Source organism: Sphingobium sp. LMC3-1-1.1, assembly GCF_040676285.1.
In the GTDB taxonomy this organism is placed as follows: Bacteria; Pseudomonadota; Alphaproteobacteria; order Sphingomonadales; family Sphingomonadaceae; genus Sphingobium.
Map to the genome: position 1 here is coordinate 83,335 of NZ_JBEGHQ010000006.1, position 26,971 is coordinate 110,305.

34 protein-coding genes, 1 tRNA gene and 1 pseudogene are annotated in these 26,971 nt (G+C 58.6%); 22 read left to right on the forward strand and 14 right to left on the reverse strand.

The annotated features are described in order from the left end of the window. Positions 1 to 14: 14 nt before the first annotated feature. A complete protein-coding gene (locus MRBLMC3_RS09320) occupies positions 15 to 254 on the forward strand; it encodes a hypothetical protein (RefSeq protein WP_363827871.1) in 240 nt (79 codons plus the stop codon). A gap of 215 nt (positions 255 to 469) precedes the next feature. On the opposite strand, the gene MRBLMC3_RS09325 is transcribed toward MRBLMC3_RS09320, so the two are convergent. Genes MRBLMC3_RS09325 through MRBLMC3_RS09335 form a run of 3 tightly spaced genes read right to left on the reverse strand, consistent with a single transcriptional unit; the run spans position 470 to position 2,063 of the window. Further along, complete coding sequence (locus tag MRBLMC3_RS09325) at positions 470 to 1,522, reverse strand: ATP-dependent DNA ligase (RefSeq protein WP_363827874.1); 1,053 nt, start codon at positions 1,520 to 1,522, stop codon at positions 470 to 472. Continuing rightward, the gene (locus MRBLMC3_RS09330; protein WP_363827876.1) at positions 1,519 to 1,911 is read right to left on the reverse strand and encodes a hypothetical protein; all 393 of its coding nucleotides are present in this window, start codon (positions 1,909 to 1,911) and stop codon (positions 1,519 to 1,521) included. The genes MRBLMC3_RS09325 and MRBLMC3_RS09330 overlap by 4 nt, the downstream gene beginning before the upstream one ends. Beyond that, positions 1,908 to 2,063: a hypothetical protein gene (locus tag MRBLMC3_RS09335; protein WP_363827878.1), complete on the reverse strand. Its 156-nt coding sequence runs from the start codon at positions 2,061 to 2,063 to the stop codon at positions 1,908 to 1,910. Before MRBLMC3_RS09335 ends, MRBLMC3_RS09330 begins: the two co-directional genes overlap by 4 nt. A 491-nt stretch (positions 2,064 to 2,554) precedes the next feature. Here MRBLMC3_RS09335 and MRBLMC3_RS09340 point away from each other — a divergent pair. Continuing rightward, positions 2,555 to 3,188, forward strand: a pseudogene (locus MRBLMC3_RS09340) (tyrosine-type recombinase/integrase). Between the two features lie 121 nt (positions 3,189 to 3,309). On the opposite strand, the gene MRBLMC3_RS09345 reads toward MRBLMC3_RS09340, so the two are convergent. Further along, positions 3,310 to 4,857, reverse strand: a complete 1,548-nt coding sequence (locus MRBLMC3_RS09345) for a PAS domain-containing sensor histidine kinase (protein ID WP_363827881.1) — start codon at positions 4,855 to 4,857, stop codon at positions 3,310 to 3,312. A gap of 421 nt (positions 4,858 to 5,278) precedes the next feature. Here MRBLMC3_RS09345 and MRBLMC3_RS09350 point away from each other — a divergent pair, with 421 nt between their 5' ends. Further along, on the forward strand, positions 5,279 to 5,818 hold the full coding sequence (locus MRBLMC3_RS09350) for a PAS domain-containing protein (RefSeq protein WP_363827883.1): 540 nt from the start codon (positions 5,279 to 5,281) through the stop codon (positions 5,816 to 5,818). 219 nt (positions 5,819 to 6,037) lie between these two features. Here MRBLMC3_RS09350 and MRBLMC3_RS09355 read toward each other — a convergent pair whose 3' ends face one another. Both MRBLMC3_RS09355 and MRBLMC3_RS09360 read right to left on the reverse strand, forming a co-directional pair. Continuing rightward, on the reverse strand, positions 6,038 to 6,667 hold the full coding sequence (locus MRBLMC3_RS09355; protein ID WP_363827886.1) for a general stress protein: 630 nt from the start codon (positions 6,665 to 6,667) through the stop codon (positions 6,038 to 6,040). A 14-nt stretch (positions 6,668 to 6,681) separates the two neighbouring features. Then, positions 6,682 to 6,996: a hypothetical protein gene (locus tag MRBLMC3_RS09360; RefSeq protein WP_363827889.1), complete on the reverse strand. Its 315-nt coding sequence runs from the start codon at positions 6,994 to 6,996 to the stop codon at positions 6,682 to 6,684. A 1,340-nt stretch (positions 6,997 to 8,336) separates the two neighbouring features. Here MRBLMC3_RS09360 and MRBLMC3_RS09365 point away from each other — a divergent pair. The 8 genes from MRBLMC3_RS09365 (at position 8,337) to MRBLMC3_RS09400 (ending at position 12,500) form a co-directional block, all read left to right on the forward strand. Beyond that, a complete protein-coding gene (locus MRBLMC3_RS09365) occupies positions 8,337 to 8,555 on the forward strand; it encodes a hypothetical protein (RefSeq protein ID WP_133654965.1) in 219 nt (72 codons plus the stop codon). A 56-nt stretch (positions 8,556 to 8,611) separates the two neighbouring features. After that, positions 8,612 to 8,830 carry a hypothetical protein gene (locus MRBLMC3_RS09370; RefSeq protein ID WP_133654964.1) on the forward strand — a complete coding sequence of 73 codons (219 nt, stop codon included), beginning with the start codon at positions 8,612 to 8,614 and terminating at the stop codon, positions 8,828 to 8,830. A gap of 471 nt (positions 8,831 to 9,301) precedes the next feature. Continuing rightward, a complete protein-coding gene (locus MRBLMC3_RS09375; protein WP_133654963.1) occupies positions 9,302 to 9,508 on the forward strand; it encodes a cold-shock protein in 207 nt (68 codons plus the stop codon). Positions 9,509 to 9,577: 69 nt separating this feature from the next. Beyond that, entirely contained in the window at positions 9,578 to 9,913 is a 336-nt protein-coding gene (locus tag MRBLMC3_RS09380) for a DUF6481 family protein (RefSeq protein WP_133654962.1), read from the forward strand. A gap of 428 nt (positions 9,914 to 10,341) precedes the next feature. After that, the gene (locus MRBLMC3_RS09385; RefSeq protein ID WP_133654961.1) at positions 10,342 to 10,551 is read left to right on the forward strand and encodes a hypothetical protein; all 210 of its coding nucleotides are present in this window, start codon (positions 10,342 to 10,344) and stop codon (positions 10,549 to 10,551) included. A 112-nt stretch (positions 10,552 to 10,663) separates the two neighbouring features. After that, positions 10,664 to 11,362, forward strand: coding sequence for a spermidine synthase (locus MRBLMC3_RS09390; protein ID WP_363827894.1), 699 nt, complete (start codon positions 10,664 to 10,666; stop codon positions 11,360 to 11,362). Positions 11,363 to 11,619: 257 nt separating this feature from the next. Next, entirely contained in the window at positions 11,620 to 12,315 is a 696-nt protein-coding gene (locus MRBLMC3_RS09395; RefSeq protein ID WP_133654958.1) for a CDP-alcohol phosphatidyltransferase family protein, read from the forward strand. Continuing rightward, positions 12,312 to 12,500: a hypothetical protein gene (locus MRBLMC3_RS09400; protein WP_133654957.1), complete on the forward strand. Its 189-nt coding sequence runs from the start codon at positions 12,312 to 12,314 to the stop codon at positions 12,498 to 12,500. Before MRBLMC3_RS09395 ends, MRBLMC3_RS09400 begins: the two co-directional genes overlap by 4 nt. 751 nt (positions 12,501 to 13,251) lie before the next feature. Here MRBLMC3_RS09400 and rtcR read toward each other — a convergent pair. Then, positions 13,252 to 14,847, reverse strand: a complete 1,596-nt coding sequence (gene rtcR, locus MRBLMC3_RS09405) for an RNA repair transcriptional activator RtcR (RefSeq protein WP_363827899.1) — start codon at positions 14,845 to 14,847, stop codon at positions 13,252 to 13,254. A gap of 247 nt (positions 14,848 to 15,094) precedes the next feature. Between rtcR and MRBLMC3_RS09410 the strand changes: the two genes are divergently transcribed. From MRBLMC3_RS09410 to MRBLMC3_RS09445, 8 genes are all read left to right on the forward strand, one after another. Next, a tRNA-Pro gene (locus MRBLMC3_RS09410) sits at positions 15,095 to 15,172 on the forward strand. Between the two features lie 50 nt (positions 15,173 to 15,222). After that, on the forward strand, positions 15,223 to 15,483 hold the full coding sequence (locus MRBLMC3_RS09415; RefSeq protein ID WP_363827902.1) for a hypothetical protein: 261 nt from the start codon (positions 15,223 to 15,225) through the stop codon (positions 15,481 to 15,483). Next, the gene (locus MRBLMC3_RS09420; protein WP_363827905.1) at positions 15,410 to 16,054 is read left to right on the forward strand and encodes an RNA 3'-terminal phosphate cyclase; all 645 of its coding nucleotides are present in this window, start codon (positions 15,410 to 15,412) and stop codon (positions 16,052 to 16,054) included. Before MRBLMC3_RS09415 ends, MRBLMC3_RS09420 begins: the two co-directional genes overlap by 74 nt. A gap of 197 nt (positions 16,055 to 16,251) precedes the next feature. Further along, positions 16,252 to 16,395, forward strand: a complete 144-nt coding sequence (locus MRBLMC3_RS09425) for a hypothetical protein (protein ID WP_192668410.1) — start codon at positions 16,252 to 16,254, stop codon at positions 16,393 to 16,395. Next, positions 16,385 to 16,870, forward strand: a complete 486-nt coding sequence (locus MRBLMC3_RS09430) for a hypothetical protein (RefSeq protein ID WP_363827908.1) — start codon at positions 16,385 to 16,387, stop codon at positions 16,868 to 16,870. Before MRBLMC3_RS09425 ends, MRBLMC3_RS09430 begins: the two co-directional genes overlap by 11 nt. Then, positions 16,867 to 17,976 carry an RNA ligase RtcB family protein gene (locus MRBLMC3_RS09435; protein WP_363827911.1) on the forward strand — a complete coding sequence of 370 codons (1,110 nt, stop codon included), beginning with the start codon at positions 16,867 to 16,869 and terminating at the stop codon, positions 17,974 to 17,976. The genes MRBLMC3_RS09430 and MRBLMC3_RS09435 overlap by 4 nt, the downstream gene beginning before the upstream one ends. Continuing rightward, positions 17,973 to 18,599, forward strand: a complete 627-nt coding sequence (gene prfH, locus MRBLMC3_RS09440) for a peptide chain release factor H (RefSeq protein ID WP_192668412.1) — start codon at positions 17,973 to 17,975, stop codon at positions 18,597 to 18,599. Before MRBLMC3_RS09435 ends, prfH begins: the two co-directional genes overlap by 4 nt. 156 nt (positions 18,600 to 18,755) lie before the next feature. Further along, the gene (locus MRBLMC3_RS09445) at positions 18,756 to 19,388 is read left to right on the forward strand and encodes a tyrosine-type recombinase/integrase (RefSeq protein WP_363827914.1); all 633 of its coding nucleotides are present in this window, start codon (positions 18,756 to 18,758) and stop codon (positions 19,386 to 19,388) included. Positions 19,389 to 19,752: 364 nt separating this feature from the next. On the opposite strand, the gene MRBLMC3_RS09450 is transcribed toward MRBLMC3_RS09445, so the two are convergent. Continuing rightward, a complete protein-coding gene (locus MRBLMC3_RS09450) occupies positions 19,753 to 20,250 on the reverse strand; it encodes a GNAT family N-acetyltransferase (RefSeq protein ID WP_363827917.1) in 498 nt (165 codons plus the stop codon). 463 nt (positions 20,251 to 20,713) lie between these two features. Between MRBLMC3_RS09450 and MRBLMC3_RS09455 the strand changes: the two genes are divergently transcribed. Further along, complete coding sequence (locus tag MRBLMC3_RS09455) at positions 20,714 to 21,181, forward strand: hypothetical protein (protein ID WP_363827920.1); 468 nt, start codon at positions 20,714 to 20,716, stop codon at positions 21,179 to 21,181. Positions 21,182 to 21,216: 35 nt separating this feature from the next. Here MRBLMC3_RS09455 and MRBLMC3_RS09460 read toward each other — a convergent pair whose 3' ends face one another. Both MRBLMC3_RS09460 and MRBLMC3_RS09465 read right to left on the reverse strand, forming a co-directional pair. Continuing rightward, on the reverse strand, positions 21,217 to 21,549 hold the full coding sequence (locus MRBLMC3_RS09460) for a hypothetical protein (RefSeq protein WP_363827922.1): 333 nt from the start codon (positions 21,547 to 21,549) through the stop codon (positions 21,217 to 21,219). Positions 21,550 to 21,587: 38 nt separating this feature from the next. Then, positions 21,588 to 22,259 carry a hypothetical protein gene (locus MRBLMC3_RS09465; RefSeq protein ID WP_363827925.1) on the reverse strand — a complete coding sequence of 224 codons (672 nt, stop codon included), beginning with the start codon at positions 22,257 to 22,259 and terminating at the stop codon, positions 21,588 to 21,590. A 2-nt stretch (positions 22,260 to 22,261) separates the two neighbouring features. On the opposite strand from MRBLMC3_RS09465, the gene MRBLMC3_RS09470 reads away from it, so the two are divergent. Further along, on the forward strand, positions 22,262 to 22,384 hold the full coding sequence (locus tag MRBLMC3_RS09470; RefSeq protein WP_363827928.1) for a hypothetical protein: 123 nt from the start codon (positions 22,262 to 22,264) through the stop codon (positions 22,382 to 22,384). Between the two features lie 449 nt (positions 22,385 to 22,833). On the opposite strand, the gene MRBLMC3_RS09475 is transcribed toward MRBLMC3_RS09470, so the two are convergent. From MRBLMC3_RS09475 to MRBLMC3_RS09485, 3 genes are all read right to left on the reverse strand, one after another. Then, a complete protein-coding gene (locus MRBLMC3_RS09475) occupies positions 22,834 to 23,409 on the reverse strand; it encodes a hypothetical protein (RefSeq protein WP_363827930.1) in 576 nt (191 codons plus the stop codon). Positions 23,410 to 23,622: 213 nt separating this feature from the next. After that, entirely contained in the window at positions 23,623 to 24,147 is a 525-nt protein-coding gene (locus tag MRBLMC3_RS09480; protein WP_363737248.1) for a hypothetical protein, read from the reverse strand. Positions 24,148 to 25,117: 970 nt separating this feature from the next. Continuing rightward, a complete protein-coding gene (locus tag MRBLMC3_RS09485; protein ID WP_363827932.1) occupies positions 25,118 to 25,672 on the reverse strand; it encodes a hypothetical protein in 555 nt (184 codons plus the stop codon). Between the two features lie 160 nt (positions 25,673 to 25,832). Between MRBLMC3_RS09485 and MRBLMC3_RS09490 the strand changes: the two genes are divergently transcribed. Next, positions 25,833 to 26,069 (forward strand): hypothetical protein, encoded by a 237-nt coding sequence (locus MRBLMC3_RS09490; protein WP_363827934.1) that lies wholly within the window; start codon positions 25,833 to 25,835, stop codon positions 26,067 to 26,069. Positions 26,070 to 26,105: 36 nt separating this feature from the next. On the opposite strand, the gene MRBLMC3_RS09495 is transcribed toward MRBLMC3_RS09490, so the two are convergent. Further along, positions 26,106 to 26,909, reverse strand: coding sequence for an SDR family oxidoreductase (locus MRBLMC3_RS09495; RefSeq protein WP_363737616.1), 804 nt, complete (start codon positions 26,907 to 26,909; stop codon positions 26,106 to 26,108). Positions 26,910 to 26,971 lie beyond the last annotated feature (62 nt).

The window sequence follows — 26,971 nt, forward strand, 5'->3', positions numbered from 1 at the left end:
GAGAGGATCCTCAAATGGCAAATCAGAATCAAGACAATCAAATGGGCAACCAGCAAGGCGGACAGAGCCAGAATCCTGGTCAGCAGAACCAGCAGGATACCGGCCGCACCCAGCAGGGTGGCGGGCAGCAAGGTGGCCAACAGGAACGCAATCCTGGCCAGCAAAATCAGCAGGACGAACAAAGCCGTCAGCAGGGCGGCGCGGGTCAGCAGGAACGCCGCGACGATGATCGTCCTGGCGGTCAGCAGCGGTGATAGGCTGATTATGGTATCGAGGGCCGCCCATTACTGGCGGCCCTTTTATTGTGGGTGACGATGGGAGCTGCTTGTTCTAGCCGGACAGGGCGGCTGATCGGGTTAGTTGAGTTGTGCAATCTTAAATATGTGACCGTTCGGTTCTAGGATCATAAATTCGCCGCTAACGTCTGGGTTGGGTGGATTCTCGGCCGAATGGCGCAGCAGCGAGGGAGTCAGCCTTTCAACAGCTGGTCGACCTCGGCAGGCCGCAGCTCTGCCTGCAACTGATCGCATGTGCATTGATCAGCCGCCTTGTCCGGACGCCAGCGCATAAAGCGTGTGCCGTGGCGGAAGCGGCCTGCGGTCACCTGATCAAAAATCACTTCCACCACCAGTTCCGGACGCAGCGGTTCCCATGCGCTTTCCTCGCCCCGGTTCCAGCGGCTGGGTTCACCCGGCGCCTTGCCCGTGAAGCCCGGCCCGCCTGCGAACGGCTCGAGCCGTTGCAAAAGAAGCGGACGCTCGCTGACCTTGAAGCTGGAGGTGAAACCGACATGGTTCAGCGCGCCTGTCTCATCATAAAGCCCCAGCAGCAATGAAGCAGCGCCTTGCCCGTCCCCAGTTCGACGAAAGCCGCCGACGACGCAGTCAGCACTCCGGTAGTTCTTCATCTTCATCATTGTGCGGTCGCCGGAGCGATAGGGCAGGTCGAGCTGTTTGGCAATGATCCCGTCCAGCGCACCGCCGCTCCGTTCCAGCCAGCGCATCGCATTCTCTATCCGGTCGCTCGCTGGCGACAGCCGCAGCATCCTTGTCCCATTCCTGGCGTGAAAGCGCACCAAGGCAGCGCGGCGGTCTTGCAAAGGCGCATCCATAAGATCGCTGTTGCCTAGCGCCAGGCAGTCGAAGAGCATGAGCTGCGCCGGGGTCTCTCGTGACAAACGCTGAATCCTGCTTTCCGCTGGATGCAGCCGCTGCTGAAGCGCATCGAAGGAAAGCGCGCCATTCAAAGGGAGGATCAACTCGCCGTCGAGAATATAGCGGCGCTCAGCCGTCGCCAGCAGAGCTTCAACAATTTCCGGAAAGAACCGGGCTAGCGACTTTCCGGACTTGGAGCGTATGTCGGCGCGCGTTCCATCACGGCCGACCACAGCGCGAAAACCATCCCATTTGGGTTCATATTGCCAGCCGGGCGGCAGGGGCAGTTCAGCAACCAGCCGCGCTTCCATCGGCACTGGAAGGAGGATCGGCTGATCTTCGTCCGAGGTAGCAGTTGGCCGAGTCATGTCTCCCCCTGCCCGATATCCAGCGTGATCACGACCGGCGCATGATCGCTCGTTTTTTCCCAGGCGCGGGGCCGGGTATCGACTTCGGCAGCGACCAGCTTGCGAGCGGCTACCGGGTTTAGCAGCGCATGATCGATCCGTAGCCCGGCATTGCGTTCAAATGCGCCACGCCAATATTTCCAGAAGCTGTAGATGACCTCGTCCGCATGCAGTTGCCGGATCGCGTCACTCCATCCCTGATTGAGCAGGCGCTGATAGGCGGCGCGGACTTCGGGCGCGAACAATGCGTCATCGCGCCAGCGATCGGGGGCATAGACGTCGAGATCGGTGTCCTCCCCATAATCGAGCCCAGGTATGACGGGTACATCGAAGAGGCTGGACTGGGTCATTTTTTACGGGAAAGGCGCCGCCGGTTGCGACCCACGGCCTTTCTATAATGGGCGATGGAATTGCGCATCGCGGAAACGGAGTTCATTCCCAGATCGCCTGTCATCGCTCTCCACTGCAATATGCTGACAGCTTCGATCTTCTCGACGATCATGCGCTGAGCCTCCAACGCAGCGGCCGGGTTCCCAGTCAGGAGCCTCGGTATGCGCAGGCCAATCACGGTTCATGCCTCCAGCCCGAGTTGCCAGCTGTCCATGGCGAGGCTGAACGGATTGCTCTTTTGCACCATGATAGGGAAATGGCGCGCGCCCCGCGCGAGTTCCATCTTGGGGGACACTCAATTTATTGGCCGAAGCAGCTGCTCCTGCTTCTCACGGCCTACGCGATCGCCATGTACATGTCCGTGATTCAAACGCCTTTCCTCGTTGTGGCACACAGACTAGAACCTGACGGTCTGCAGCTGGGACTGAAAAATTAGGCACTGAACAACCGGGAAGGGTCGCTGTCAGAGGTGATTTATAAGGAAGTTGGACGAGTTTATCGAATTCCGCTAATTTTGATGCACATTGCGGTGAACCCTCGATGCCGCATCCCGCTTGGTTGAACGTTCATCCCCTTGGCCATCATGGCCACTGGAGATGTGTCATGGGATTATCAGAATTTGATCCCGCCGCTCGTGAGCGGGTGTCGTGGAACGCTGGACGCAAGGTCGGCGCAAAGCGCGCGCTCAAGCCCCGCCAGATCTGGGGCGATTCGCTTCTTTCTTGATCAGCATGGTCGAACCCGGGATCGGGCGCTCTTTGATCTCGCGATCGACAGCAAACTTCGCGGCTGTGACCTGGTGAAGATCAAGATCAGCGATATTGTTTGTGACCGGAAAATCCGGACGCGAGCGATCGTCGTCCAGCAAAAAACCGGGCGGCCCGTTCAGTTCGAGCTGATGGATGACGCTCGCGCCAGCCTGCTAAGATGGCTGGAGCTGAGGGGAGGCTCCCTGGAGGATTATGCCTTCCCGAGCCGCACCGATCACGCGACCCATATGAGCACCCGCCAGTATGCCCGCCTAGTGGATGAGTGGGTCACAGGCATCGGCCTGCCAAGCGAGGATTATGGTACGCACTCGCTGAGGAGGACGAAGGCGTCGATCATCTACAAAGCCACCGGGAATCTGCGCGCGGTCCAGATCCTGCTTGGGCATACGAAGATTGAAAGCACCGTCAGATATCTCGGAGTGGATGTGGAGGACGCCCTGACCCTGGCGGAAGGCACGGAAATCTGAATGCGGCTGGCTCCTTGCACATGCGGGGAGCCAGCTTCCAAATTGCGTCTGCCAAGCGCCATTTTTTGCCGCCCCTGCGGCTCCGCATCTTTCCGAAAGCTGACACTGCTCGGCCCGGCACCTAAGTACCTCGGCCAAGGATCGTCATAAGAGCTTCCATCGAATAGGGCTTGCGAAGCAGCTCGAAGCCGTGGCTGCTCTCTTCGGCAAGAACGTGGCTGTAGCCGCTGGTCAGCACTATCGCGAGCTGAGGCCACCGCCCGGCAATCTCGCGAGCCAGCTCCAGGCCGTTCATTCCTGGCATGATAACGTCACTGAAGATCAGGTCGAACTTTGCCGCCGACGTCTCGAGAACGTCCATTGCGGCTTTGCCATTTTCTACCCACGTCACCACTTGGCCCAATTCCTCGAGCAGTCCCCGTGCGAACTGGCCTACTACTTCATTGTCCTCCACCAACAGGATCCGACGGGTCGTGATTTGCTCGCGAGAGGCAGCCTGACGCGATGCAGATTCGACCTGCTCGGCTTGCGCCAAGGGAAGGTAGAGCGTGAACTTCGTCCCTGTCCCGATTTCGCTGCGGACATCGACCTCACCGCCGGATTGTTTCGCAAAGCCGTGAACCTGGCTAAGGCCAAGACCGGTGCCTTTATTCAGCCCCTTAGTGGTGAAGAAGGGTTCAAAAATATGCTGCAACACGTCTTCGCCGATGCCGCTGCCGCTATCTTCCACCTCGACGGCAACGAAGCTGCCCTTCGCTGCCGCATGTCGGCGAACGGCAGGTACCCCTTCGAGAATGCGGGTCGTGATGGTGATTTGCCCTCCCGCCGGCATGGCATCTCGCGCATTGACGACAAGATTAAGAAGGGCGGTTTCGAACTGATTGACGTCCGCGTTCACGGCGGCAGAGGTGAGTGCCTCAAGGGAGACGAGCACGGGTGATCCCACGCTTGTCTCGATGATCTGGCGCATCCCCTCTATTCGTGATCGAACATCGAAAACCTCTGGCTTCAAAGGCTGTCGCCGGGCAAAGGCGAGCAACTGGGACGTTAGTGATGCCGCCCGATCGGCGGCATCTGCAACCGCATCGATGTAGCGCTGGCGCTTCTCTTCACTCAGGTTCGGTAATTTCAAGAGGTCCGCAGACGCTCTAATGACCGTCAGGAGATTGTTGAAATCGTGCGCAACGCCTCCAGTGAGCCGGCCCATCGCCTCCATCTTCTGGGCCTGCGCCAGCGCCTCCTTGGCGCGTTCTGTTTCCTGCTGCGCCTGCCAGCGCTCTGTGAGGTCTCGCGTCACCTTGGCGAAGCCGATCAAGATGCCCTCATCGTCGATCACAGGATCGATGACGACGCTTGTCCAGAAGCGCGTACCGTCTTTGCGGACGCGCCAACCTTCAGCTTCGAACGTCCCGAATTCGGCCGCTGTGGCTAATGCGCGCTGCGGCAACCCGTCTGCCCGATCTTCCTCGGTATAGAATTTGGAGAAGTGCTGTCCAATGATCTCGTCAGCCTTATAGCCCTTGAACCGCTCAGCGCCCGCATTCCAGCTTGCTATGTAACCTTCGCGGTCGAGCAGATATATGGCGTAATCCTTGACGGCATTAACCAGGAGTTCGAACCGGCGGTCTCCACCTAGTTCATTTGGAATCCGCGTTTCTATTGGATGCATTGCTACCCATCATTTTATTCGAGACTCCGCATACCGACAGGCTCAAGCTGGCAGTGCACAGGAAAATGGCGGCAGCAATATCCTTCCTGCGCTCCGAAGTCCTTGATGCAGGTGAAGGCACTTTCGATCCTGTTCTGCGCGAGTGACGGGCAAGCCTGAGGACCCTCGCTGGCGACCGGTCGCGAAAATTGGTGGCCGACCATCGGCCGGGAACGAACTGCCAGTTTGGCTGTATTGACTGGATGGATGCCGGATGGAACATGACGGGCGAGCACGTCCGCTACTCGCCACCTTTAAACCAGCTCGAAGGCGCGTGCCGCACGGCAGGCTGGTCGAACTTCTTGAACCCGGTCCACCGCCGGTCTTTCGCAACGAACATCCGTGCTGTCGGTCGGCTCAGAGCGGACAAGAAAAAATGCCGATGATCGACGCCCAGCTCGCACAAATGATCGTCGAAAGTTCAACTGACTTCGCGATCATCACCTTTGATCAGTCGGGACTGATCACCAGCTGGAATATCGGAGCTGAGGCACTGCTCGGCTGGTCCCTTGAAGAGGCGATCGGCCAACATGGTCGCCTCATTTTTACACCAGAAGATCAGGCGGCCGGCACCGCGGAGGACGAATTCGCGCGCGCTTCCGTACAGGGGCGGGCATTAAACGAGCGCTTCCATGTTCGAGCTGATGGTAGCCGCTTCTGGGGCTCGGGCCTGCTCATGCAGCTCAAAGGCGGAGAAGGCTTCGTAAAGATGGTGCGGGATCGGACCGCCGAGCGCGACGCCGAGCGGCGACTGGTCATGCGCGCGCGCCATCCCGACGTGCCGGTCGTTCTCACGAGCGGCTATAGCCATGTCCTTGCCGCGGAAGGAACACACGGGTTTCATCTGCTTCAGAAGCCTTATACTGGCGAGCGCCTGGCGCGAGCGATCAAGCGTGCGCGCGCAGGAAACAGAAAAGGATAGTTGAGCGGAAGCCAAGAGGCGCGGCAACAAGGCCACTGCGGTACATTTTGCACGGGGCAGCGGGGGGGGGGGGGAAGCCTCGCCCCGACAAAGCGAGGCGGGGCCCAGGTGTGACCCAACTGCTCTGACGATGAGCACCCGCGGCGCGGTGACGTACCCCGCTGACCATCCTGGCCCAAGCAGAAGGAGCCCCGCTGTAAGTGGCGGAGCTCCCATAATTCATAGGCCGGTAGTCGACGGATGCGAGGAGTATCGCGCCCGTTCGGCGCTTATCTGATCACTTGTGTAAGGTTCAGCATCCGGGTCGAACGTGTTCCATCCGCCGGCTCGATAATCCGCGCCCCTCGTTGCCGCATCAACGGAGCGATGCTGCAGCAGAATGGCTTCGGCTTCAGCTCTCCGCTCATCGGGTACGCGAGCGCTGACCAATGTGCCGCCACGACGCACACCTTCGGAATAGACATGAGCTTCGTCGTCATCGTGTCCGGCGTTTTTCAATGCTCCGACTATGCCTCCGGTTGCCGCGCCGCCAACACCACCGACGGCGGCGCCGACCGCCGTGGAGGCGAGCCATCCAGCAGCGACGATCGGACCTAACCCAGGAATGGCGAGCAAGCCCAATCCAGCCAGTAGGCCGCCGACGCCGCCTAGGACGGCCCCAGTCGTGGCGCCCTTGGTGACATCACCATCTTCATTGATGCTGTCATCATCACGGTCATGGCTGCCATGGGCATCCTTGTTCGCGATGATGCTGATGTCATCGCGGGAGAAGCCGGCACTTTCAAGCGTCCGAACGGCGCTGCGAGCGTCACCATAATCATCGAACAGTCGGGTCACGGTCTTGGTCATGACGATCTCTCCAATCACTTATTATGCGGCAGAACAGTGACATTGCCCTTATAATCGAGCGCCACCTTGGACTTCTTCCCTTTCTTCACGGCTGTGCCGACCCAATGGCCTTTATCGTCCTTCCGAAGGTCGCTGATCTTGGTATAGCCAGCCTTCGTCAGGCGGCCTCTCGCCTGATCCTCAGTGAATGAATTTGCGCCCTCGGCAGCGTGCCCTACATGAGTGACCTTGCTGTCCTTGATTGCGGGGTTGCTATCTTGTGCGAGGGCCGTGACAGCCGACCCGGCGAGAGCTCCAACTGCCAGAACTAAAAATATTCTCTTCATCATTCTCTCCTGTGACGGGATCTCAACGCTCCGCGGCTTCATGGGGTCCAATCCCCGTCGGCGTAAAAAGCGGGAGAGAAGCATGCAGGTGTCGGCATCGCTCGTGGCGTGCCGAGCGCCCCTAGATCCTATTCATCGGAGAGCTGAGTTATCTCGGCGGCTGAAAGGCTTCGTGTCGAACAGTACCCCGGATCTCTAACGGGCCCGCGAGGCGTGTTATTTACCCGACGTTCGCAGAGGCATTCCGCTTGCGCCGTTCAAGAATGCGTTCTGCGCTTTCGGCTTCTCTCATCCAGGTTTTGGCTGCGGTTAGAGCGACCGCACGGACGTTCGGCAGGTTGCTGGCTTTCGCTCGCGCCAAGTGGGTAGCTGCCTGGGCCCTGCAAAATTCTATGGTTGGCGTGTCCATCGGATCTCTCACCTGAATGACTGAAGGGCCCGCTCCGGAGAAATAGGAGCGGGCCTCAAGATACCGAACATGAGCGGGGAGCCATCAATGTGTCCGGCGAAATTACAACAGAACGGTAGGATTTAAGTTCCGGTGGCAGTGCGGCCGATCAATCTACGCTCTCGTCCAGGCGGAATGTCGTATCGCAGGCGGAATTTTGGGCACTTCACTCGACCAGGAGGGTTCGCAAGTGAAGGAGAACGGTATGGTCAAGAAGATCATCTCAGTCGGCCACTTGACCAACAGACACTTTGAAGTTCTGCGGCAATGGGTGAGGCGGCATTGCCCGATCGGTACAGACACGCCATTCGATGAGGTGATAGACAGGCTTGACCGCGTGCCAGATGATCTACCGAGCAGGAAACGATTGTGAACGATCCCAGCCGCCGAGCGAGCTGCTTGCTACTTCTCGCAGCGATTCTGTTGTGCGGAGTCGCGGTTCTCGGTTTCATGGTTTACTCGAGCATGAAGGCCCCCGACCCGGCATCGCGTCCGCCAAAGGGTGCCTTGCCGCCGAGCAACGAACCGGTTCGTCCAGTCAGTTGAGCAATAGTGCATCTGCTAATAGTCGATGGACTTGGAACTGAATAACCTTGAATACCAATTCAAAGTAATGAAGTACTACTGAGTAAATCATGGCGTATTGCCTGTTATAATGATTTAGGATGATCGGCGGCAGCAGGAAAATCTTTTTTCAACATTGATGAGCGCGCATGTTCCCGTGGATGATGATTTTTAGAAACAGAAAGTTCAGCAGATATATTTCTACGGCTCCTAGGCAGTGCCCCTTGTTTGATAGAGAAGGCGTCCTATATGGACACCATCAAGGGCATAGGCATAGTAGGCGTTCTTGACTGAGAGACCATCGCGCTCCCGCTTACCAGGGAGCTTTTGCATGGATATCAATCACCTTTATTCCGAGCATCAGATTTCGTTGATGCGCGCCGCGGACGCGCTTTGCGAGCCGGCCCGGCGCGAGCATCTGTGTGCCGCCGGAGTCATCGGCGGTCAGATATTCGATTTACTTTCATCGAAGAACGCGCCTGCTTCGGCTGGCTGGCTGCCATGGACTGTCCGAATTGGCACTGCGCCAGAGCGGGCCATTACTGCATGACAGAGGAGACAACCGCGCCCGTACGCCCGCGGAGGCGGGCATTCGTTAATCGGGAGATGAAGATCTCTCCTGAGCAGGCGAGGCGGCAGGGATTAATCACTCACCTCGCATTTGTGCTTCTAGGCCAAGAGCAGGCGATCCGCTTTCTGAACACCCACAACGTGTCGTTGGGCGCGAGGCCGCTCGATCTGGCGATCGCCGACCCGACCGGATACTCAACGGTGGAAAATGCAGTAAAGCTGCTCGCACAACCCCCGGCTGGCGGCCGCCAGTGATCTTGTCAGTCGCCCCTTGCTTGTGACGATCGGGGAGCAAAATGGCTGTGGAACCTGCTGACGAAACCGAACTCATGGCTCGCTATGGCATCACCAAGGTGCCTGTATATCGCTTTCATTATCGTGACTGGCGATAGGCGACTTTGAACGATGCGGTTGCGCAGGCGAAGCGGGATGAAGCGGCGCGTCCGAAGTAAATAGAAATGGCGGAGGTGTTGCCGACCCCCGCGCGTTCGCGCGGTGCAAACTGTTCAAGAACTGGCGCTGCAGCAGATTTCGATCTATGGTGTATTTGATCCGCCCAGCTCGATTTTGCATTTCCCATGAGTTGTGTTATCAGCACCTTGCTGAACGTCGCGTTTTGACGGATATCGGGCCGCTTCGGCTCTCCCTTGTCCCCACATTGCCTCTTTTAAGCCGGAGTGCGCGAATGGTCGCGCGTTCCCAGGACATGCGACAAGGAGACCGAGCATGATCACCGGAACAGTCAAATTTTTCAATGCCGACAAGGGCTATGGCTTCATCGCTCCTGAAAATGGCAGCAGCGATGCCTTCGTTCATATCTCTGCCGTTGAACAAGCAGGGATGCGCACCCTCGAAAAGGACCAGCGCGTCACTTATGATCTGGAACAGGACCGCCGCGGCAAGACCTCGGCCGTCAATCTCCAGCCGGCCTGAAATGGCGCCGGGCGGTTAACTCTGCCCGGCGGCTTCAGGTGAATGCTTGAACACAGGACAATTCCCTGCATGAAGAGATATAAAGAGCCACCCTTCCAGGAGCGTATTGCCTCAGCGGCGCGCGCCCGGACGGAGGGTCTCCAGCAACTGCAAAACAAGCCGCCGGTTGACCAAGCCGCTGCGGCCGCAAAGGCGGAACTCCGGGAGGCCAAAGAGGCCGCTGCGCGCGAAAAGCGCCAGAAGGCTCTGCTCTTGGCCAAGGAGCAAAAAGCTGCGAAACGTGCGCAGGCGCTTGAGGCAGCCGCTGCGAGCGCCCTCCGGGAGAGGACCGTCCTCACAGAAGCTGAGAAAAAGGCTGCACGGGATGCGCGATATCTCGCGCGAAAGAAGCGCGCATCATCCTGACGACGCGTGTCCTGCACTATTGTGGAAGCCGCAATCCAAGAAAATGAATTCTGGAGCGGCCCTGCGCGGACCTTGTCGGAACCGAACTCCACTGGGTCGCGTCGTGTCGGCGGGTCGGCTGCCAGTCGTCTGTCGTTAGTCTTGGGCGGCCCAAAAATGCCGCGCTCCTTAGCGCGTGAACTCCAATTACAAACGACGCGGCGGATGCCGCGAGGTTAATCAAATGAATGTTATCTTTCCGAATAGCAATGGCGCCACTCGCCGTCTGCCCTTTAGCCAAAGACCGGAGCGACCGTTCGTACCCGCGCCTGCGGGCGTTCTGTCCACCAGTGAGTTAAAGCAGATCGTTGCGGCCATGCTTGGCTGAACCTGTATATAACGGCAGCCGGACACGCTGCCGATTTTTCGCAATCCAATAAGGAGCCACCATGAGCCGAGAAAAAGTTGCCCCCTTCCTCATCACGAAGGACGAGGACGGAAATTTCCGGCTCACGGTCCGAGAAACACGGTATAACTCCCAGGGCTATCCTCTCGTGACATCCCACCTACAGGAGGAGAGCTTCAAGACGGCTGCTGCAGTCCGAAGCCATGCCCGCCTCGTGTTCAAGGCTGAACCCGGACAGTTTGCCATCAAGTGAAGCTCCTTCCTGATTCGGGCGACTAAAATTCGCCCTGCGACTATCTTCTTGCGGATGTCGGATTTCGGCCGGGCGCTGTTTACGCGCGTCGTAGCACTAAAGGAAAAGACCAATGTTGGCATCGCCTGACGAAGCGGCGACCATTCCGGTCGAATTAATCGGCATGGCAGAGCTTCCTGACGGAGGCCGACTACGCCTCTTACGCCGCGGTCAGGACTACTCCATCAGATTCGGCGATAACGAACTGATGGGAAACCAGGTTCGTCATTCTGAAGAAGCGCTGGCTACTCTGGCGTGTCAGCGCATCGCCGAACGAGATGCGCGAGTTCTCATCGGTGGTTTGGGCATGGGCTTCACGCTTGGCGCTGCTTTGCGGTCCCTGCCGCTCACCGCCGAGATCATGGTAGCAGAACTCATCCCTGAGATCGTGGACTGGGCAAAAGGCCCATTAGCCCATCTTTTCCAGGATCATCTTACCGACCGCCGTGTCGTTCTTGAACTGAGCGACGTTCATGATGTGATTGCAAGCGCCGCAGCCAGGTTCGACGCCATTATGTTGGACGTCGATAATGGCCCTGACGGGCTGATCCATCTTGCGAACGAACGTCTCTATTGCAATTGGGGGCTGCGCACGGCCCATGCAGCGCTCAAGACCGGGGGCATTCTGGCGATCTGGTCCGCTTATAGTGACGATGCATTTGTCGCACGCCTCCAAAACAACGGCTTTGCTGTAGATGAAGTTGAGGTGGCAGCGGTGGTGGACGGAGAAAACACCATCCACACTGTGTGGCTCGCTTCGAAGCGGCCGTGAGCCGAAAGAATATATGCGGTAAATTCATGATCACGCCTGCGTTTCATGAACGTGCATCACTCGGGTCATAGAAGCCTTCCTTCCGCGCCCAACGGTGAAGGGCTAAATAGCCTGAGCCAACCGCCCGCACGGCGGAAGGGAGGCTGGTGCGTTGCGCCAGCCAAGCGCGAAACGGGTATTGCACCATGCAGACCAACTTTGCGGCTGCCCCTCGTCAGACAGATTGCTCGATATCGGAGATTCCCTCATAAGGACCCATGTCTGTCAAACTTGAAGCCCCGGCCGCATTGTGCCGGATCCAACAAAATTGGCTCGCCGCGAACGAGCGTCGAATTCTCAATTGGTTGTGCCAACGCATGCCGGGATGGGTGACTCCTGACCGCTTGACGGCAACTGGCATGATCGGCGCAGGAATGACCTTTGCGGGATATGTGGCGAGCAATGCCGATGCTGCGTGGCTGCTGGTCGCCATATTGGGTTATCTCGTGCAGTGGTTTGGGGATTCGATGGACGGCAGCCTAGCCCGGTACCGCCGGATCGAGCGTCCCTCCTACGGCTATTTCATCGATCACAGCTGCGATGGTCTTGCGACCCTGCTGATCTTGGCGGGGATCGGCCTCAGTCCCTTCGTCAGCATGGATGTGGCCCTAATCGCCTTAGCTGGTTATCTCCTCTTATCAATCCATGCTTTTCTCTCCGCTCGCGTGCTGGGCGAATTCAAGCTCTCCTATCTCTCAGCCGGCCCGACAGAACTCAGGATCATGCTTATTGGCCTCACCGTCATGATGATGATGCTGGGAGCGGGGCCCGGTTTCTTCGGAACTTGGTCAGGCTTTGATCTGTTCGTTGGTGGCGTGGGCTCCATCTTGATCCTGCTGTTTGTAGGGCAGACGTGTGTAACGGGACGCAGGCTCGCGCGGATCGACGGCGAAAAACTGAATCGGAGAACATGATGACCGCGTCACTCTCGCATTTTGCTGTCGAACTACATGGCGATCGATACTGCCTGCGCCTGACTCTGGACGATGGCACAGTGCTGGCTGTACCTGCGACATTCGATCAACTTGACCAGCTAGGAGAGGAGATCGACCGCCGCCTTGACGCAGATCAGGAAATTCCTTTGCCTCAAGATCTTTAGCAGCTTCGGCTCTCGCTGTGAAAAGGTGATGTGCGCTTCATGCGGTTGCCGAAGCTGCGCCAAACAAGTTCCGAATGTAGCCGAGACAAGATGCGGCGGCCTCATCGCCGGAACACCCTTGCCCCACCCGCGTTGACTGGGTTGCCGTAGTGTCAATCCGCTTAGCCGGTATGCGACAGGAGCGAAGGTCGAACATGGATGATTCAGGCGACGTCGAGCAACACTCACGCATGCGAGAAGATGAACTGCTCAGGCGCTGGTGCTCATGCGATGATCACGAACATCTGACGCCGCATAGTAGGGCGCTGGTAGAGGAAATGGAATGTCGAGGCATTGAGCTCTAACCAAATTTCCTCTCATTGAAAGCAGGGTGTCGGGGAGGGATCGCTTTTGCGCCGGCCGCGCCTCTATCATTTCTCGGATTTCCATGGAGGCGCGTGAAACTCAGGCCAACTTTGTCGCTCATCGGCTATTGCCAGCCCCTCCATCAGCTCAGCTTTCCGCCCCGCAAGCTCAACTCCAGGCGCCTTTAGGTCAAGGTCGCGGTCGCGGCTTTTGGGGAGCATCTCCGTCTCCCGTTCCTCGACATAATGGTTCATATACTCGCCAGAAGCGGTGGTCTTATCCCTGCGACCTCGCTCCGGACTGAACATTTGCTTATCGGCCAGTCGCTCGCATCGAATGAGAGACCTGACGGTCCGCAGCTGGGCGCAAGATTTGACGGCTGAGCGGCCGATAAGGGTCGTTCATCTTAGCCGTTCACCACCGACCATTCCAAATCGAACCGTGCCAGATATTTTCGCAGGCGATCCGCATCATTCGAGCTGCTGCGGCGCGCGCGTGAGGCGTTGAAGAGGGTTCGCCCAGCTTCCGAGAGCGACCGGCTGACGCGGCATATCCTGATCGTCTCGGCGAGTTGGACGCGATCGAACAGGTCGAGTTCGACAATCTGCTCGTCAGCAAGTATCTCGGACAGAATATCGGCGCCCTTGTCAGCGTGACCTGACCATAGCCGCCGCAGCCGTTCGATTTCCTTGTCGACGCAGCCCACATCGATCCGGCCCTTCGGGCTGAGTGTCGCCATGCGCGTCACACTAGCGGCCAGATCACGGAAATTGCCCGGCCAGCTTGCCTCTCCGGAGGTCGCGAAAGTCAGATAGCGCTGGCGCGCTTCCTTGTTGAAACTGGCCTGATCGCCTTCGCGCTCGGCGAACCGATCGAGCTCATAGTCTAGATTGGGTTCGATATCCTCGCGTCGGTCAGCGAGGCCGGGTAGGCGGAAGGTCCAAAGGTTCAGGCGCGCGTAAAGATCGTCGCGGAACACACCCGATGCCACCGCTTCGCCCAGATCGCGGTTGGTGCCGGCGATCAACTGGAAATCCGACGCGACCTCCTTGTCTGCGCCTACAGGGAGGAAGCGTTTGTCTTCGATGGCGCGCAGGATCATCGCCTGCTCGTCGAGGCCGAGTTCGCCGATCTCGTCCAAGAACAGCATTCCCTTATCCGCCGAGCGGAGCAAGCCGGGACGGTCGGCGACAGCCCCTGTGAAGGCACCCTTGCGATGGCCGAACAGAGCCGACATCGCGCTATCCCCCTTCAGCGTCGCACAGTTCACTTCCACGAACGGCCCGGCAATCTGATGCTTGGCCTTCTTGAGTTCGTAAATCCGACGCGCGAGTTGGCTCTTGCCTGCGCCGGTCGGCCCCATCAGCAACACCGGCGCGCGAGATCGCAGCGCGACCTGCTCAATCTCGTCGATCATGCGGTTAAAAGCAGGATTGCGCGTGTCGATGCCGGACTTGAGGAAGGACGTGCTCTCCGCACTCGCGACGGCGAAGCGGGTCGCGATGCTGTCATAGCGCGACAGGTCGAGGTCGATGATGCTCCAGCGGCCGGGTGCTCCGCCATCCTCGGCGCGCTTGGCTGGCTGGGTCTGGAGTAGGCGCCCCGGCAAATAGCGCGCCTCGGTCAGCAGGAAGAGGCATATTTGCGCGACGTGCGTGCCGGTGGTGATGTGGAGGAGATAATCCTGCTCATCCGGATCGAACGGCTCGGCCCGCGCGAAATCGAGCAGCTTTCCATAAACCTCCTCAAAGTCCCACGGATCGCGGAAGTCGAGCACGCGCATGTCAACCTGGGTCTCCGGTGAGACCGAGGCGATATCCTCCGCGACATATTCGGCAAGACGCCGGTGAGCGGTGCCGTGGAGCAGTATCAGCCGATCGACCCGCAGATCTTCATGCATCGTGAGTGCGACTGTCGGCCGCCACTTGTTCCAGCGTGACGGCCCGAATTTGCTCGCATCGAGCGTAGAGCCAAGGAAGCCGATGACGGTCAGAGGTTTCATTCTTATACCATAGGATAAAAGCATATCCTTTACGATATAAAATTTGGTTACTGTCTAGCGAGTTGCATCGCGGGGTTAGAAAATAAATCGCTATATTTCAATGTTATGTGATTTTCGCGCGACGCAATCTGCGGATTGGCACACCTCCTGCAAATTAGATTTGCGTTGGCCGAGGCGGATTACTCGGCCGGCAGGCGGAACTGGGGCGGCCGGAATGGGCTGGCCGCCCCAAGGACCGGAGAATTCACAGGGCGTAGCTCAGTCTGCGCAGAGCGCCTGCCTTGGGAGCAGGAGGCCGCAGGTTCAAATCCTGCCGCCCTGACCAGATGTGGCTGAGGTGGAAGCCGGACGCCGAGAGCGAATGAGGAGGTCGTAATGACCCAGTTGAGTAATTTCGATGTTCAGCATGTCGAGGGCGGCAAGCCGATCAAGCTGTGGACGCGCGGCGTGCCCGTCGACGAGAAGGCACATGAGCAGCTGCGCAAGGCGGCGCAGATGCCCTTCGTCTTCAAGCATGTGGCGGCCATCCACCTGCCCGACGAGGATTTGGCCTACGCACAACATGCTGGCGCCGCCTTTCGACTTCATCGCGAAATGCTTCCTGCCGATCATCAATCGCATGGGGCCGAAAGTTGAGGCTCGACTTGTACGACACGGCTTCTACCCGCGCGGGGGAGGGCGGATCGAGGTCGACATCAGCCCGGCGCCGTTGCGGCCGATCGATTGCCTGGAGCGGGGATCGCTCATGGGCGTCAGCGGTCAGGCGCTGTTTGCCGGCCTGCCGTTCGAGATTGCGGAGCGCGAGATCTATGTCGTGCGCCGGGATCTGGGCTGGTCGGAGCGAGAAGCCTGCGTGCGCGAACTGCCGGAGGATCAGGGGCCGGGCAACATCCTGTTGCTGGAAGCGCAGTTCGAGCATGGAACCGAGATCGTCAGTGGCTTCGGCCAACTGGGCGTAACAGCCGAGCGTGTGTCCAAGAAGGCTGTTGGGCGGATGTTGGGGTTCCTGGAGTCCAATGCCTTTGCCGGTCCCTATATGGCGGATCAGTTGCTGCTTCCCTTCGCACTTGCCGGCGGAGGCAGCTTCACGACCGTCAAGCCGAGCCAGCACAGCCTGACGGCAATCGATGTGATAGGGTGTTTCCTAGACCGGCGGCTTAGTTTTACCCAGCAGCCAGGGGGAATGCATCTGCTGACCGTCCGATGAAGATGCAGCCATGCTCCGTACCGCGCGGAGTATGGTTGGCCGCCCATATTGTCGCGTTGCCAAGTCACGGTGAATCGATTAAAGGGCTGACAGCCAATCCCGGCCGGTCCTGAATGCGGAAAGGAGAAAGACATGCGAGCAGCATTTGCACGCCAGCCAGATATTCTTCTTATCCAGAACATTCAGGATGACATTGCATGGGCAATTTTCCTGCAGGTGACTTCGCTCACCTGACGCATATCGCTGGCCTGCATTGCGCGGGTCAGGTCAACTTCAATAATTTCGACGTTAGCGACACAACTGCCTTCTCCAACGTGAAGGAGGCCGTTCATGCGCGCTGACATGTTCAAGGTCATCGTGGAACGGCCGCGCTGGGGCGCGAGCCATGCCCGTTCCGCAAAGCTGAAAGCAAAAGCCAGCCAGGGGATCAAGCAAATCGGCCTCAAGCGCCATGCCAAGATTGCGGCTCCCTATACCAAGATGCTCAACGAGAACCTCGCCCCGCTCGTTCGTTTCCTGCGCAGCAGGCGCGGCGAGCATTGGGACACGGTATTCAGCGAGATCTGTGCGGGCCTCGATACCGGTAGCACGGTGAAGATGCATGTTCGCCAGCATCTCGAGGATTATGTCCTCACCCGCATCTCCATTGGCCGTCATGGCGAATGGATGTTCGAGGGGGAGGTGCTCGAACGGGAAGGCCGTTGGTTCCGGCGTCGCCAGTTTTTCGTGGACCCCGAAGATGGGATTTTGAAGGACTATGCCCAACTCCGGGACAGGCTGCCGTCTGCCAATCGGTCGAGGGAGGGAGGTGCATGATGCAACAGTCCTGCATTACCCTCATCGCGAACGATCCTGCTCGCGTCGATCCTCTCGCGATTGATCAACTTCACGCCACGGCACGGTTGGACGGCATCAGTCGCGTGGTCGGTCTGCCCGACCTCCATGCCGGCAATGGCATTGCGGTCGGCGCAGCCTTCTGGTCGGAAAACCTTATCTACCCGCATCTGGTCGGTAGCGACATTGGATGCGGCATGGCCTTATGGGAAACCGACCTGGCCCTGCGCAAATTCAAGCTGGGAGCGGCAGAACGGAAGCTGCATGATCTCGACACGCCTTGGCAAGGCGACAGCCAAGGCGCGCTCATTGCGGCCGATTTGCCTGCGGCCATGGCCGATCCATCGCTGGGCACCATTGGTGGCGGCAATCACTTTGTCGAGTTGCAAAGGGTCGAGGAAGTCGCCGATAGCGAACGGTTTGACGAACTGGAACTTGACCGGGACCGACTGTGGATGATGGTTCACAGCGGATCTCGTGGGCTGGGCCATGCGATCCTGACAACGCATGCGGCCAAGCATGGCAGTGCCGGATTGAAAGCCGATCAGCCGGACGGTCTCGCCTATCTCGCCCGGCATGATCAGGCCCTGAACTGGGCCATGCTCAACCGGCGGATCATCGCCGGGCGTTTCGCGGAAAAGCTCGGATTCGAGGGGCGTTGCGTCCTCGATATCTGCCACAACAGCGTCACGCCCCATCATGGTGGATGGCTGCATCGCAAGGGTGCCGCACCGGCTGATCGGGGCCTCGTCGCGATCCCCGGTTCGCGGGGGGATTTCAGCTATCTGGTCGAGCCATTGGCTGATCGCGCCGATGTTGCGCTCCATTCCCTTGCACATGGTGCGGGGCGCAAATGGAGCCGCAAGGATGCCCATGCCCGCCTGTCCCGTCGCTATCGGCCGGCTGAACTGGAGCGGACGGAGCTTGGCAGTCGGGTGATCTGCGAAGATCGGCGACTTATCTTCGAGGAGGCCCCCCAGGCTTACAAGGATATCGGCGGCGTGATTGGCGATCTGCACGATGCTGGCCTGATCCGGGTGATCGCGCTTCTGCGTCCCTTGCTCAGTTACAAGACGAGGCGCGTATGAGCGAAATTATTCTGCATCTGACTTCCGGCAGTGGGCCGGAGGAGTGCCGCTGGGTCGTTGCCCAGCTGGCCATGGCTTTCGCGCGGGAAGCGAAGGAGGCTGGTGTTGCCTGCGAACTGGTCGAAAGCCATGATGGCCTGCCGTCTTCGCTCCTGCTTCGAATATCTGGTGAGGGCGCGGCGACCTTTGTATCCGGGCGTGTGGGCACGATCTTGTGGAAGGGCGAAAGCCGATTCCGACCTCATCACAAGCGTCGCAACTGGTTCGTCGGCGTAAGCATCGCACCAGAAGCCGATGCGATTGCCGATTTGCGAGAGGAGGATATCGACTATCAAGCGATGCGGGCCAGTGGCCCGGGTGGCCAGCATGTGAATAAGACCGACAGCGCTGTGCGTGCAACGCATTGCCCCACGGGCCTCGTCGCCACCGCCCAGGAACAACGATCCCAACACGCCAACCGGAAACTGGCGAAACTGAAGCTGGCGATGTTGATCGAGGATCAACGGGCCCATTCACAAGCCAAAGGGCGACAGGCAGAATGGACTTCTCACAAACAATTGGAGCGCGGCAATCCTGTGCGCGTCTATTCTGGTCCGCATTTTATCTCAAAACGCACATCATAGGCGATCGGAGAGGCTGGTTTCGCAGGAGCGACATCAGTTTTCTTCTGATTCGCAAAACAGATTTCGAGGGAAAGCGTTGAACCCATATTGGCTACGAAGGGTTGACCGATTTTGAAGCGTTATCCCTGCGGCCATCATGGCCCTAGGAGACGTGTCATGGGATTATCAGAATTTGATCCCGCCGCCCGGGAGCGGGTATCGTGGAACGCCGGACGCAAGGTTGGCGCAAAGCGGGCGCTGAAGCCTCGTCAGATTTGGGCGATCCGCTTCTTTCTCGACCAACATGGGCGCACTCGGGATCGCGCCCTCTTCGATCTAGCCATCGATAGCAAATTGCGCGGCTGCGATCTGGTGAAGATTAGGATCAGCGATATCGTTTGCGATCGGAAAATTCGAACGCGTGCGACAGTCGTTCAGCAAAAGACCGGAAGGCCAGTCCAGTTTGAGCTGATGGACGATGCTCGCGCAAGCCTGCTGAAATGGCTCGAACTGCGCTGTGGATCCTTGGAGGACTTTGCATTCCCCAGCCGCACTGATCACGCAACCCACATCAGCACAAGGCAATATGCGCGTCTGGTCGATGAATGGGTCACTGGAATTGGCTTGCCCAGCGAGGATTATGGGACCCACTCTCTACGACGGACCAAGGCATCGATAATCTATAAGGCGACCGGGAATCTCCGCGCGGTCCAGATTTTACTTGGGCACACGAAAATCGAAAGCACGGTCCGATACCTCGGAGTTGATGTGGAGGACGCTTTAACTCTCGCAGAGGGCACAGAAATCTAAGCTCGCCTGGCTCCTTGTCGCTGCGAGGAGCCAGGACCGGGGCTGCGGCGGTCACGCACCAATCATGAAAATCGCAAAAGCGGAAGGTCTGCTGCCGGGAATGAGAATTTAGCCACTGGATGGCCGGAATGGGTCGACGTCGGTAGGCGGCGGGCGGGCGAACCCGGACTTTCCCGCCATTACCGCTGGCAGAGATGAGCGGCAGCTTCTGCCAACTACAGTCGTTAACGGACGATGGTCGAATTTGACCGCGAATGCCTGAGTAGGGTGGATAACAGGCAACCCGCCTGTGGGCCGAGAAGCGACAAAGCGGACATCTATGTCAGTGGAGGCGGGTTACACGTTGTGGCCCGCCTCCCTCATTTTATTGAGCGCCAAAGGCCGCGTGGTATTCGACATGGCCAGCTGGATCACTGCCATCCAAAGTCAGTCGCATGAAATATTCTGGCGGCGGGCCCGGGTACCGCAGATCGGATTCATTCTCGAACCCAAAGCGACGATAATAGCCGGGATCTCCGAGGACTACGCACCCTGCCGCACCTTGTGCGCGCAGTTCGTTGAGACCTCGCCGGATCAGAGCGCCTCCAATGCCACGGCCCTGCAGGTCAGGCCGGACCGATACCGGCCCCAACCCGAACCAATTGCAATCTTCGTCGTCGATCGTGACCGGCGAAAATGCGACGTGCCCGATGATCTCATCTCCATCCGTGGCAACTAACGAAATCGTTAACGCCTCTGCATCACGCAAGGCGGCAATGATCGCTGGCTCCGTCTGATTGCTGTGTTCCATCAACGCAAAAGCGTCAGCGGTCACCTGCTTGATCGCGTCATAATCATGCTTTTGTTCTTGTCGTATAATCATGATGAAAGTTCCTTATCGATTGTCAGGCTGCGCGCACAGGGAGCGCCGTCCGAGATACGAATTAGCAGTCATTTATACCTTCGTCCCAGAACGACTGAAACTGGTCGGCTGCGGCTGGGTGACTTTCCCCGGTGAGCAATGGCGGTTTGCTTGGGTTCAACCGCCACTAAGCCGCCAATCTGCAAACGGTGAGCGTGGTCATTTCCTGAAAGCCGCTGATGGACGAAGCACCGCATCATTCGTTCGGGCATGATTTGGCCGATCAGACATGGTCGCTGGCCCTCTGACGATTGCTGGGGAAGGCCGGAATTTCCCATGGGAGATATACAGCCTATGTGCCGCACGGCTTGATCGGGCAAGATGTGTGGGGCAGCCTGCCACCATGTCGATTCGTCTTTCTTCCCTGTATCTCGCGCCTGGCTTGCTGCTAGCCACGCACGCTTCGGCTGAAGATGCGCTACCCATGTCGGCTTTTTTCGACGCCGCACTCTGCCTACCTCCCTATTCGATTGATCGTGCAACGGTCCTTTACGAAGCTGCTGAAAAGCTCGCCAAGCCCGACCAATCTTCCCTGGGAGCGGCCGTCTATCACCTTCCCGCGCCGATCGAGCGGGATGGCTTCACGACGCAGGATGTTCTGTTCGCCAACATGACCATCGGCGTGCTGATGGAAGGGAACGTCGCGGACCAGCTTGCCAAGCGCTATGAACTAACGCCGGAGACCAGCCATTTGCTGGGGATCTCGTCCAGAGGCTTCTCCCGCCTGCTGCCGGACGCCCAGCAGAGCATGAAAGAGATGGGGCTGATCTCCATCATCGCGCGGGAGGGCGATGCGCTCAAAGGCAAGACGTTGCTGGCCTGTGAATTTGTCGATGCGGCCGATCGCAAGGCGATGGAAGCGTGGGACAAGGAAGCTGCGGAGCAGAAATAACGCGGCTTTGCTGTGACGCGGCGCTGTGCCCCCTATTACCCGGATGCGCATATGGACTCAGTGCTGTTTTTCCTTAGTTCCACCCCCGCACGGCCGATATTCCACAATAGTCCAGCGGACAGGAGCGCACAGAGGAGACCGGGAACGAGAAAGCGCATCTGCCTCCATCGGTGAAGGAATATGACGCTGGCGATGCCATAAACAAGCAGGGCTGGCACTGCGAACATCAGCACGGAAATCGGGTCGTCGCAATCGACGGCGTCGATGCCCATGGCCCGATATTCGTTCGGTGTTCCCGACAGACCGAGCATGACGACGGGCGCCATGGTCAGCAGGACGGTGATACCGAGCAGTTTTCTTGCGATCATCCCTCACCCCATCGGAACGGGCTCGGTCGGTGAATCCGTCATCTACGCGGCAGAGCATCAAGAGTGCGCTGATATCTCTCGATCAGCGCAGGATCGGCATCCGTCCGGTGCCTGTCGAGGAATTTCTTCAGGGCGCCGCGATATTCCGCGAGGAAATCGGGATTGGCGGGGCTGGCCGCAAGCTGGTTAGCGGCCTTCTCCACCGGCCCGCGATCCTCATCGACCATCTGCCTGATCCCATAGGGCGACAGAGTGCGCATGATGGCAAAGTTCTGCGGGAATCCGGGAATATATTTGATAATGAACCGCTCGCCCTCCCGCGGGATCTGGATCGCGTTGGTGATCGGATAAATGCTGGCGGACATCGTATCGAACTCCGCCACCACATCCTTGCCATCCGCCGTCTTGAGCGCCGCGCTGTAGGCCCAGACATTCTGGTCATTCAAGGTCGAACTGGTAACCTCCGAATGCGTGACGACGCCTGTTCCAAGGACCCCGAAGGCGTTGAGGAACAGGGTATTGAAGACATGTGCGACGAAGATATTGAGCTGACCGTAGATGAAGAACGGCAGGATCAGAAAATACCAGCGCCCGCTTCTGCGCCACCTCGCCAGCAAATGGGACAACAGCACTCCAAAGATCAGGATCAGCAGCCAAGACCAGAAGGGATGCTGCGTCAGGAAGAAGGAGATGGTTGACAGGAGGACCATTGATGACTTTCCATTTCGGCAATGATGATATTTTCATAGCCCGCAGCGGCACGATATCCACCTTGTATTTCAGGGAGATGCGCGAAGGTCTGTCCGGGATCATCATCAAGGAAGAACTCAGCTGACCAGTTTGAGGGTATCCCCGGCTATGTTTCCCCGAGAGCCGATAGAGACTGCGCCTGTTTGACCGGTCCTAGCGTCTCTCGACCGGGATCGGGGATGCCCAATGTGCATTCGACCGGTCACGTCCATCTCAATTAGACGATGATCAGATGTTCGCCGACGGCCTCGGTCAATCGGCTAACGGACATTTGAGCCCACGATGTTGACAAGCGGCTGGTCCGCAGTTGGGAGCAGAAAATGGTCGACTGAACGGCGACAAAGGGTCGGTTTCGCCAGGAGCGAGCGCCGGGTCGTGGCCGATTTGAGACGGTCCGGTTATTGGCGGACATAAGCAGAAAGCTGCCCTTCCGCTGTCATGGCCCGGCACTATGGTAGGCGGGCAATAGCCGCCGGTCGGCCGTCGACCAGTTTCGGACGTTGCACGACTACTGCGAATGTCCTCAAATCGGACCTATTGACGCTTATGGATCATCGATTCAAACATTGCCGCTGGCATGAGTTTTACGTGAACGGCCCCTTGATCCCCTATGCCATCCCGCACCACGTTCCGGGGAGCTTGAAGCGAAATGAGCATGTAGCCGTCAGGCGCTTTTGAAACAAAAAGCATGTCAATGTCGGAGCCGGGGATGGTGTTTTCATGGACAACTTGGAAACCTCCAGCCTTCAAAAGGGCGGCAACCTTGTTGCGGACTTCCACCGTCTGCTTTGTATTAGCCAAAACGACATGACAGGCTCCCGGACTGTCCCCGACACCGATAAAAACTTCGGCTGGCTGCGCCTTCAATCGGAACCATGAGGGAACCCGACTGAAATGGGCCTTCACCGTTGGAGGGACTTCCGACGCAATTTCGAGGAGAAGGCTCGCCGCCGTCTCTCGTGTGGGCGGTTTCCCCCGCGCCGTTTGAAAACAAACATCCGGAATGGTGTTGAAGAACCGCGTAGCAAGGTCGGGTGTGTCCGCTGCCTCTGCCTGCGAAGGGCTAGCAACCATTAGTCCCACAATACCCAGCACTGCTATCCGACGCATACATGTCTCCCTTACGGAGCGCCTAGCCAATTCTGCCTAATTTTCTTTGAAGATAGGGTTCTGCTTTCAGGCAAATTTGATCCAGAGCCGCCTTTCCGCTCACCACCCCGCATCGTCATTCCAGCCCTGCGAATCGCCTCACGTCACAGGTAACCTGCCGGTCTGGTTCGCGTTGGGGAAGTGGCCCGGCGGCACGCGACCAGAAATTGCCGTTCAATGGCGCAAGAGCCATGCCCGAAAGCGGTCCATAAGCGTCGGCTTTTGCAGCAAGCGAACAGCATCAGGTTCGGGGATGCCAAGCAGATAGGCAATCTCAGCAAATGAGATGTCGGGCTTTTCTCGACGTAAGTCTTCGGCTGTCCATACCAATCCCGGCGAACGACGGTCGAGAAATGTCCACGGTGTGCTCATGGTTCGGCCGATCCTTAAAACCTGCTCGTAGGTCATGAACTCGTCGGGCCACTGCCCATTTTCCACGGCGGCTTGCCGCACGGACGGCGTGATGCGGCGCAGATAGTGATTGTCGTAAATGCGCTCGTCGGATGCGATCATCCAATCCTGCGAACACTGGTGGCAGTTTGAGATATAGAGCCACCATTGATCGCCTCCATGCTCGACCAGCCGCTCAAAGGACGCAAACACGCGTTCATCCAAACCATCGGAACCCATCGGGACCACGGCAAGATCAGTCAGCGATCCACAATAGCAATCAGTGTCAGTTGAGGCTTCATCGGTCATGCTAGCGACATACTGTCGTTGCGGAACGGCAGCTATAGCGTTTTCAACTTCCAGAGCCGACAGTCCACTCACCACCCCCGCCAGCCATAAGCGGCCCCGATTCGCGCAAGAGCCGCTCCATTGGCGACCGTCCGGTCCGGAACGGGCAAGCTGCCGGACGGCTCGCGACCAAAAGTGGCCGTTCAAATAGCCCAGCGTCGATACCGAAAGCAGACGTCAAACGTCTTTTGAACCCGACAGGGCTGCACCAACCTCACCAGGCAAGACATCCTTCTTAGCGCCAATTGGAGTGGATAGATCATGCGGGGCCGCTGGCATCAGCATGGCCCACGTTACACAGCACAATAAGCCAAAGATCGGCCCCGCATTGCCGTCAGGATCGTATGGAACCGAGGGAGCCCCACCCCTAAGCCATTGGACAGAAATCCACCTGCCTAGAAGCCAACCTGCGATGCCTAACAGGAGAGCAGAGATAAAGCGATGCCGCACGAGCAGACGGCGCATCGGCCAAGTGATGGGTGCCACGATCAGGCCCATTGCTGCCACCGCTACCGGCAACCCTGCGAGGAACGCCGGTGGGCCAAAAAGTAGTAGCGAGACAGGAAGCCAAACAATGCTGCCTCTTGCCTCGCCGAACAGTAATAAGAACGTGGCGTATGCGATACCACTAATCGCGCTACCGACTACTGCCGACAAAAGGGCGCGTTTAACAAAATGCTGGACGTCTCGATTCATCTCACACGTGATAGGGTGATAAAAGGCCAAGAGCTACTTCATTGCGACCGCTTCTCACCAATCTCACCTAATTGCGGTCCGTCTGAAATCCACCCGTCAGCGCCGTTCTCGCGTTGGATTTCGTGCGGATTCAAACCGGACCGGCAGCACCGGCGCGACTCGCCGCGCCTTTAACCCGACCAGATTGCCGGGAGGGGTGGGAAGCGGACTGGCAGAAATCAGACGCTAGTTGCAGTCAGTAGACATTGCCGAGCGCCCGGTCGAACGCCGAACGGGCGGTGTCCGTGTCGAAAGGGGCGCAACCTAATTCGGGGAATGACTGCGCCACGCGCGCAGCCTCATTGAGGCGAGCCGCCGCTACCCCTGCATTATAACAGGCATGAAGGGTCGGGTCGTTGAGCGAAGAATTTTCTTCGTGCGAGAAGCCTGCATGGAAGGCGCGGAACACTTGGTTTCTTGCTGCAAAATATCCGATTTTCAGTTCGAAATGCTCCACCGCAGCATCAATCAGCAGCGCTTCATCATTTGCGTCAAGCCGATGGCGCCATACGCGGGCGAGCATCAGAGCTTCATCTATGCGCTTGTCTTCGCTGGTGACGACCTCGACAGAAGCGCTGCCATCTTCGTCCCAAATAGTCACCCAACCGTCATCAACCTCGATCGAATGAGGGTGGCCATCTGCAAGCCGGACGATTGCTTCGCCCCCTACAGGAATCTCAAATTGGTCGCATTGCAACTCGATGAACACCATCAAAGGACGGTCGCTTTTATTACGGATAGGCAAACGCATATGGCTTTATTAGCGTCCGCTTTCGAGCAGCGCCATCCGCACATTCAGCGGCAATTTCTGGTCGGTAGCGGAATCGGGAGTGCGGCGGCATCCCGACCGGATGCCCAAACCGTTGGCAGCGTGGCTCAGCAACTCGCCCCCGAATCGAGCACGCTCAGGCATGGTCAGCCGAACGCGAAACCCGGTCAACGAACGACAGGTCGTCATCGCACTCACGAAGGAAGGCGACGCGCTTCGTTTTCACGCGGGATGCCTGGGCGACACATTGCTTGAGGCATCGGGACAGACACCTGCTGCCCTCGCAAAACTGTACGGTGAGATCAACGTACTGCGTAACGCTGTCTGTCGGCATATTGGCGGCTGGGCGGTGTCCGAGACGCCGGCCGAAGCGGACTGAGTTTTCCTGCTCGCGGCCGGTGATCGTCCGGGTTGCTCAGACCGTCGGCACCGTACCGCCGTCGATCACATATTCCGTGCCGGTGATGCTGGCCGCACGGTCGGATGCGAGGAAGGCGATCAGGTCCGCCACCTCTTGCGGCTTCGCCGGACGCCCAATCGGTATCCCTCCGAGCGAGTCCATGATCATCTTCTTGCCCGCCTCGATATCTCCGCCGTGCTCGGCCGCGAGCCGCGTCGCCAGGTCGATGGATGCCTCCGTCTCGATCCAGCCGGGCGATACGCGCACGACGCGAACGCCTTGCGGTGAGACCTGCTTGGACAGGCTCTTGCTGTAGGTCGAAAGAGCAGCCTTCGCTGCGGCGTAGGCGGTGGTCGCCTCCGGCAGGGGCAGTTCGCGCTGGATGGACGTCACATGGATGACGACGCCGCTACGGCGCGTCACCATGGCCGGAACGAGTTCCCGGTCAAGCCGCACGGCCGGCATGAGGTTGAGGTCGAGTTCGCTTGCCCAGATCGCGTCGCTGAGGGCCTCGTAGCCCCCAGCCGGAGCCGAGGAGCCGCCGAGCATGTGGACGATGATATCCACGCCACCCATCCGTTCCTTCACGGCAGCCGCCAATGCTAAGCAACCGTCCGCGCTTGTCAGATCGGCCGCGACGAACAGCGATTCCGGAAAGTCATCGGGCAGGGTTCGGGCGGTCGTCAGAACCTGCGCTCCGAGTTCCCGAAAGAGATTGACGGTTGCGGCGCCCGCACCGCGCGTGCCGGAGGTGATCAGCGCGCGCTTTCCGCCCAGATCGAGGAACGGATGGCTACCGCCTGGAACGGGCACGCTCACAGCGTGATCTCCAGCCCAGCGATCTTTTGCCCTTCAAGGACGAACAGATAGCGCAGGTCCAC